The 7,424-nt window shown below is 59.7% G+C and carries 6 protein-coding genes and 1 pseudogene; 3 read left to right on the forward strand and 4 right to left on the reverse strand.

All coding sequences use genetic code 11. The annotated features are described in order from the left end of the window. Positions 1 to 156: 156 nt before the first annotated feature. A complete protein-coding gene (gene xseA, locus CUN63_RS06870; protein WP_033061484.1) occupies positions 157 to 1,536 on the forward strand; it encodes an exodeoxyribonuclease VII large subunit in 1,380 nt (459 codons plus the stop codon). A gap of 3 nt (positions 1,537 to 1,539) precedes the next feature. After that, complete coding sequence (locus tag CUN63_RS06875) at positions 1,540 to 2,361, forward strand: peptidoglycan DD-metalloendopeptidase family protein (protein ID WP_129438170.1); 822 nt, start codon at positions 1,540 to 1,542, stop codon at positions 2,359 to 2,361. 131 nt (positions 2,362 to 2,492) lie between these two features. Here CUN63_RS06875 and CUN63_RS06880 read toward each other — a convergent pair whose 3' ends face one another. Further along, the gene (locus CUN63_RS06880) at positions 2,493 to 2,849 is read right to left on the reverse strand and encodes a hypothetical protein (protein WP_129438172.1); all 357 of its coding nucleotides are present in this window, start codon (positions 2,847 to 2,849) and stop codon (positions 2,493 to 2,495) included. Positions 2,850 to 3,246: 397 nt separating this feature from the next. Between CUN63_RS06880 and leuA the strand changes: the two genes are divergently transcribed. Further along, positions 3,247 to 4,926, forward strand: coding sequence for a 2-isopropylmalate synthase (leuA, locus tag CUN63_RS06885; RefSeq protein WP_129438174.1), 1,680 nt, complete (start codon positions 3,247 to 3,249; stop codon positions 4,924 to 4,926). Positions 4,927 to 5,132: 206 nt separating this feature from the next. Here leuA and CUN63_RS06890 read toward each other — a convergent pair whose 3' ends face one another. From CUN63_RS06890 to CUN63_RS32065, 3 genes and pseudogenes are all read right to left on the reverse strand, one after another. Then, positions 5,133 to 5,924 carry an amidohydrolase gene (locus CUN63_RS06890; protein ID WP_095131624.1) on the reverse strand — a complete coding sequence of 264 codons (792 nt, stop codon included), beginning with the start codon at positions 5,922 to 5,924 and terminating at the stop codon, positions 5,133 to 5,135. Continuing rightward, positions 5,912 to 7,060, reverse strand: coding sequence for a pyridoxal phosphate-dependent aminotransferase (locus CUN63_RS06895; RefSeq protein ID WP_129438176.1), 1,149 nt, complete (start codon positions 7,058 to 7,060; stop codon positions 5,912 to 5,914). Before CUN63_RS06895 ends, CUN63_RS06890 begins: the two co-directional genes overlap by 13 nt. A gap of 140 nt (positions 7,061 to 7,200) precedes the next feature. After that, a pseudogene (locus CUN63_RS32065) lies at positions 7,201 to 7,424 on the reverse strand (group II intron reverse transcriptase/maturase); the annotation flags it as partial.

Below are 7,424 nucleotides of genomic sequence, written 5' to 3' on the forward strand. Positions count from 1 at the left end.
TGCACGTCTTCCCTGATTACCGTTGATCACCGTAGGAGCTCCCGCAGGCTGCGATCTTTTGATCTTAAAAATCAAGGTCAAAAGATCGCAGCCTTCGGCAGCTCCTACAAGTGTGCGGGGTGTCAGGCGGAACGCATTGCCTTTATCATGCGCCCCATGATTAAAGATCCCTTTGCAAGACTCGGCCTGGACCGTGAAGTCCTGACTGTCAGCCAGCTCAACGGCCGCGCGCGGGTGTTGCTCGAAGACGTGTTCAGCAACATCTGGGTCGAAGGCGAAATCTCCAACCTCGCCCGCCCGGCGTCCGGTCACGTGTATTTCACCCTCAAGGACAGCGGTGCCCAGGTGCGTTGCGCACTGTTCCGGCAGAACGCGGCGCGGGTTCGTCAGGCATTGAAGGATGGCTTGGCGGTGAAGGTCCGCGGCAAGGTTTCGCTGTTCGAGGGCCGCGGCGACTATCAGTTGATCCTCGATACCGTGGAGCCGGCCGGTGACGGTGCGCTGCGTCTGGCGTTCGATGCGTTGAAGGAAAAACTCAGCGCCGAAGGCCTGTTCAGCGCCGAACGCAAAGTGCCGCTGCCAGCGCATCCACAACGCATCGGTATCATCAGCTCGCCCACCGGCGCGGTGATTCGCGACATCATCAGCGTATTCCGCCGCCGTGCACCGCAGATCCAACTGACGCTGATCCCCACTGCCGTGCAGGGCCGCGAAGCCACTGCGCAGATTGTCCGCGCATTGAAACTGGCGGACGCCCGTGGTTTCGACGCGTTGATCCTGGCCCGTGGCGGCGGTTCACTGGAAGACCTCTGGTGCTTCAACGAAGAAGCCGTAGCCCGCGCCGTGGATGCCTGCGTGACGCCAATTGTCAGCGCCGTCGGCCATGAAACCGACGTGTCGATCAGTGACTTCGTGGCCGACGTCCGCGCCCCGACGCCGTCCGCCGCCGCCGAACTGCTCGCGCCGGATTCCAGTGACCTGGTCCGTCGGGTCGAAAGCCTGCATCGACGACTGGTGATGCGTATCCGCGACCGCTTGATGCGTGACCGTCTGCGCCTGGAAGGCATGTCCCGCCGCCTACGCCATCCCGGCGAACGTCTGCGCCAGCAAGCGCAGCGCCTGGATGATCTGGACATGCGCATGCGCCGCGCGTTCGAACGCAGCCTCAATACCCGTCGCGAACGCTTGATCCGCCTGGAAACCCGCCTCGCCGGGCAACATCCGGGACGGCAACTGGCGATGCTCCGTCAGCGCCTCGACAGCCTTGCCGAACGCCTGCCCCGTGCCATGCGCGAAGGGCTCAAATCCCGTCGCCTGCAACTGCAAAGCCAGATGCAGACGCTGCATGTGGTCAGCCCTTTGGCGACCCTTGGCCGTGGCTACAGCATTTTGCTGGACGAACGCGGCAACGCGATCCGCAACGCCGCGCAAACCCACAATGGTCAGCGCCTGAAAGCCAGACTTGGCGAAGGCGAGCTGCAAGTGCGGGTCGAAGACAATCACCTGACGCCTGTCACCCTTTCTTTACTGGATTGATCCATGCCGCGTTTTTTAGCTCCGCTGCTGTTGCTGTGCCTGACCTTCAATGCCCACGCCGACAGTTACATCACCCGCCTGTTGAACAAACCGGTGCCGGGCGGCGTGGCCGTGGTAGATCTGGGTGTCTCTGCGCAGGCGCCGAAGGCCAGTTATCTAGGCAAACCCGTATTGGTGGTCAAGGAACAGAACAACTGGCTGGCGATTGTAGGTGTGCCGCTGACGGTTAAACCGGGCACGCAGCAGGTCAGCAGTGGTGGTCGCACTCTGAACTTCAACGTAGGTAACAAGAAATACCCGGAACAGCACATCACGTTGAAGAACACGCAGCAGGTCAATCCGAACCCGGAGAATCTCAAGCGCATCGAGGGTGAGTTGGCCGAACAGATCCAGGCTTACCGCAGCTTCAGCCCGAACACCCCGAGCAACCTGCTGCTGGACAAACCGGTCAACGGCCCGCTATCGAGCAAGTTCGGCGTGCGCCGCTTCTTCAATGGCGAAGAGCGTAATCCTCACGCCGGCCTGGATTTCGCCGTGCCTGCCGGTACGCCGATCAAGACCCCGGCTGCCGGTAAGGTGATCCTGATCGGTAACTACTTTTTTAACGGCAACACGGTGTTTGTCGACCATGGGCAGGGGTTTATCAGCATGTTCTGCCACATGTCGAAAATTGACGTGAAGGTTGGCCAGCAATTGGCCCGTGGTGGAGTGGTCGGGAAAGTCGGTTCCACCGGGCGCGCGACCGGGCCGCATATGCACTGGAACGTCAGCCTGAATGATGCGCGAGTGGATCCAGCGATTTTCATTGGGGCGTTTCAGCCATAAATAGTTGTTGAGGCTGATGGCCCCTTCGCGAGCAAGCCCCACATTAGATTTTCGGCGTGCACAGAATATGTGTTCACGCCGATCAAATGTGGGAGCGGGCTTGCTCGCGAAGGCGGTCTCATTGGCGCCGCTTATTCCGCCTCAAGGTCCTCAATCCCATGGATTTCCCTGTGCGCCAGGCACTCTTTGATCCAGGTCTGAGTTTCCGCCGAGAAGCCCGCCAACTCTTCAGCGCTGACCAACTCATGAGTACACAGCCCCAGCAAGTGAGCAGGCGCCTCATTGCGTGAGTGCCTGAACACGCCGAACGCCCAATACAGTTCCTGTTGACCGGCCTTCAGCCTTTCTTCACTGGCTTCAATCCGCTCATAAGCCACCAGGCTTTTATCCAGCACTATGCGCTCGACCTCCTCCATGATCCGGATGCATAGCCGCTCATGGGCCAACGGACGCAGCGCACTATAAAGCTTCCAATCCGACTCGTTCATTGCCGACTCCTGCCTGCCAGTAGTCCTTGGTGAGGCTTTAAGAATAGCCGCGCTGACACGCCCCATCACCGAAAGCCTTCAATTGCGCATCGCTCAAACCTCGCGCAAACATAAAAACAATCACCACTCTTCACCGCAATAAAATCTCGATAACCACGACTTTTCGAGGATTCCTCTCAATTTTTTTCGACCGCTTGCCATCCTTCACCCTCGCGGTTAGGGTTGAAGGCATGAAAACCTCTCACACCCTCATTCAGCTTCGCCACACCGCAGCCTGTGCCTTGTCAGTGCACGACTGCCAGGCTGAATCGCGATGCCTCGTCCTACGCTTTATCCCCAGAACATTTGATCCACCGGCAGGCCGCCTTTTTTCGGCCCACACAATAAGGATTTCCCGATGAGCATGCTCAAAGACCCGTCTTCGAAATACCGCGCGTTCCCGACCATCGACATCCCGGACCGCACTTGGCCGTCGAAGACCATTACCGCTGCGCCGATCTGGTGCAGCTCCGACCTTCGTGATGGTAACCAGTCGCTGATCGAGCCAATGGACGCGGTCAAGAAGCTGCGTTTCTGGAAAACCCTGGTGTCGGTCGGCGTTAAAGAAATCGAAGCGTCGTTCCCGGCGGCTTCGCAAACCGACTTCGACTTCGTGCGCACCCTGATCGAAGGCAACCACATCCCGGACGACACCACCATTCAGGTGCTGACCCAGGGCCGTGAAGATTTGATCGAGCGCACCTTCGAATCCCTGCGCGGGGCGAAAAAAGCCATCGTTCACCTGTACAACGCCACCTCCCCTTCCTTCCGTCGCATTGTCTTCAATCAGGACAAGGAAGGGGTCAAGGCCATCGCCGTGAACGCGGCCAAGCTGTTCGTCAAATATGCCGCCCAGCAGCCAAACACCGAGTGGACCTTCGAATACTCGCCAGAAACCTTCAGCGCCACCGAGCTCGAGTTCGCCAAAGAAGTCTGCGACGCAGTCATCGAAGTCTGGAACCCGACGCCTGAGCACAAGGTGATTCTCAACCTGCCAGCCACCGTCGAATGCGCGACCCCGAACATCTATGCCGACCAGATCGAATGGTTCGGCCGTCACATCAACCGTCGTGACAGCGTGATCATCAGCCTGCACACCCACAACGACCGTGGCACGGGTGTTGCCGCCACCGAGCTGGGCCTGATGGCCGGCGCCGACCGTGTCGAAGGCTGCCTGTTCGGCAACGGCGAACGCACCGGTAACGTCGACCTCGTGACCGTGGCGCTGAACCTCTACACCCAGGGCATTCACCCTGAGCTGGATTTCTCCGACATCGACGGCGTGCGCAAAGTCGTCGAAGAATGCAACCAGATCCAGGTGCACCCACGCCACCCGTACGTCGGCGACCTGGTTCACACCGCGTTCTCCGGCTCCCACCAGGACGCGATCCGCAAGGGCTTCGCCCAGCAGAAACCGGACACTCTGTGGGAAGTGCCGTACTTGCCGATCGACCCGGCCGACATCGGCCGCAGCTACGAGGCGGTGATCCGCGTCAACAGCCAGTCGGGCAAGGGCGGTATCGCTTACCTGCTGGAACAGGAATACGGCATCAGCTTGCCGCGTCGCATGCAGATCGAGTTCAGCCAGGTTGTGCAGCGTGAAACCGATCGCCTGGGCCTCGAGATGACGGCTCAGCAGATCCACGCGCTGCTGCACAGCGAGTACTTGCAGGCCAACACCCCGTACGCGCTGGTCAGCCATCGCCTGCAGGAAGAAAACGGTCACAGCGCCGTCGAAGTGGAAGTCTCTGGTAAAGGTCAGGGCGAAACCAACCTGCACTGGCGTGGCAAGGGCAACGGCGCCCTGGAAGCGCTGGTGGCCGGTCTGCCGATTCCGGTTGAGATCATGGACTACAACGAACACGCCATCGGTTCGGGCACCAATGCCAAGGCTGCGGCCTACATCGAGCTGCGTGTGAATGGTGAACGTGCGGTGCACGGCGTTGGTATCGATGAAAACATCACCACCGCCAGCTTCAAGGCCCTGTTCAGCGCGCTGAACCGCTCGCTGAGCCAGCCGGAAGCGAAAGCGGCGTAAAGTCATCGCTGAAACGCAAAAGGCCCCGAGGTGCGAACCTCGGGGCCTTTTTGTTTGCCTGCCTGTTTTTGTGTTGCCCGTCCCGACCTCTTCGCGAGCAAGCCCGCTCCCACAGTGGATTTGGGTGTACGCATAATCTGTGCTCACATTGATCAACTGTGGGAGCGGGCTTGCTCGTGAAAAGGCCGGTTCAGGCCGCCGAGATCTCAGGTGAACTCGAAGGTATCGGCGTCCAGGTTCGCTGGAAAGCGTGTTCGATAAGCCTGAAGATCTGCAGCGTTCAGAACAACCTGGAACACGCCATCGGCTTCGCCCGCACTGAGTAACGTCTCACCCTGGAAGTCCAGCACTTGGCTGTCACCGGTATAGGCAAAGCCTTTGCCGTCAGTACCAATGCGATTCACCGCCGCCACATAACAGAGGTTTTCAATCGCCCGCGCTGGCAGCAAACGGTTCCAGTGCTGACGCCGTGCACCCGGCCAGTTGGCGGTGTACAGCAGCAAATCGGTGTCCTGAGCATCGCGGCTCCAGACCGGGAAGCGCAGGTCGTAGCAAATCAGCGGCCGCACGCGCCAGCCCTTGAGTTCGAACTGCACCTGACGCTCGCCGGGGGTGAAGTGGTTGTGCTCGCCGGCCATGCGGAACAGATGGCGCTTGTCGTAGTGCCACACCTCCCCGTCCGGCCTCGCCCACAACAGGCGATTGCGATGGCTGCCGTCAGCTGCCTGGACGATCACGCTGCCGGTGATCACCGCATCCAGTTTCGCTGCCTGAACCCGCAGCCATTTGCTGGTGGGACCGTTTTCCGACTCGGCGAGGGTCTCGGACTCCATCGAGAAACCGGTGGTGAACATTTCCGGCAGGATGATCAGATCCGCCCCGCGAGCCTGTTCCAGCAAAGGCTCGAAATGCTCCAGATTGGCCTGACGATCGTGCCAGGCCAGGGTGGTCTGGATCAGCGCGATGTTCAGATTGGGCAGTGCACTCAGATCACGCATAGTTTTGCCGCTGCTTCACGCAGGGTCTCCTCGCGTTTGGCGAAGCACAGGCGCACCAGGCGCTGGCCTTCGGGCGGAGTCTGGTAGAACACCGAGATCGGGATGCTCGCCACGCCATGTTCGCGGGTCATCCACAACGCCATCTCGACATCATTGAGGTCCGGGCGGATCTGCGAGTAATCGACCAACTGGAAATACGTGCCGGCCACTCGGGTGAAACTGAAGCGCGAAGGCGCCAACAGATCGCAGAACAGATCGCGCTTGGCCTGATAGAAAGCCGGCAGTTCTTCGACGTGTTCCGGGTGCTCGGCCATGTAGTCGGCCAAGGCATATTGAAGTGGCGTCACGCCGCAAAAACTGACGTACTGGTGAACCTTGCGCAGCTCGGCGGTGAGGGCCGGCGGTGCGACCACGTAGCCGGTTTTCCAGCCAGTGACGTGATAGGTCTTGCCGAAGGAGCTGACCACGAATGCACGCTGATACAGCTCTTCGTGATTCAGCACGCTGACGTGGGGCACGTCATCGAACACCAGGTGTTCGTAGACCTCATCGCTGATGACATAGATGTCGCGGTCGCGAATCAACGCCGCCAACTGATCCAGCTCGGCACGACTGATCAGCGCGCCGCTTGGGTTATGTGGGGTGTTGAGGATGATCATCCTCGTGCGCGGCGTAATGGCTTCACCGAGCTTCTGGAAGTCGATGGCGAAGTCATTCAGGCCCAACTGCACATGAACGCAGCGACCACCGGCCAGCTCAACCGAAGGTTCATAACTGTCGTAGGCCGGATCGAACACGATCACTTCGTCGCCGCTGTGGATAACCGCTTGAATGGCGCAAAAGATCGCCTGGGTTGCACCGGGCGTGACTGTCACTTCATGGTCAGCATCAACATTGACGCCGTAGCTGCGGACGATCTTCGCCGCAATCTGCTGACGCAATGCAGGAAGGCCGGTCATCGGCGAATACTGGTTGTGGCCATTGGCGATATGCCGACCGACCGCATCGCACAGGGCCTGCGGCGCATCGAAATCGGGAAAACCCTGGGACAAATTAAGCGCCCCGGTTTGCGCCGCGAGCTGAGACATCTGAGTGAAGATAGTGATGCCGACATTCGGCAGCTTACTGGTGATCATCGGTGATTCCCTGCTCTACACCCGGCTCTACGGCGGCGCGGGAGAGCCCGAGAATAGCCCAAACGGCAGATCGAGTAGGAGGCGGCTTTACAGCCGCCGTCCTCTCACACCACCGTACGTACGGATCCGTATACGGCGGTTCAAGCTATGCGGCTAAGCCGGTTTATCGTATCCAGTACCGAAACTAACCCAAGCTGACCCCATAGTTTCTTCGGCAGCGCCTGATTCATATGAGATGCGCCTGAGCTCCACCATGGGCCTCGGCCATTGAAGGCTGATTTGCAGGCGCGAGCTTCGCTAAGCCCCAGGCGCATCAAGTTACGTGCCCTCGTTGAGGGCCGCTTCCATTGTCGCCAGACGACGC

Origin of the sequence: Pseudomonas sp. ACM7, assembly GCF_004136015.1 — a bacterium.
GTDB lineage: Bacteria > Pseudomonadota > Gammaproteobacteria > Pseudomonadales > Pseudomonadaceae > Aquipseudomonas > Aquipseudomonas frigoris.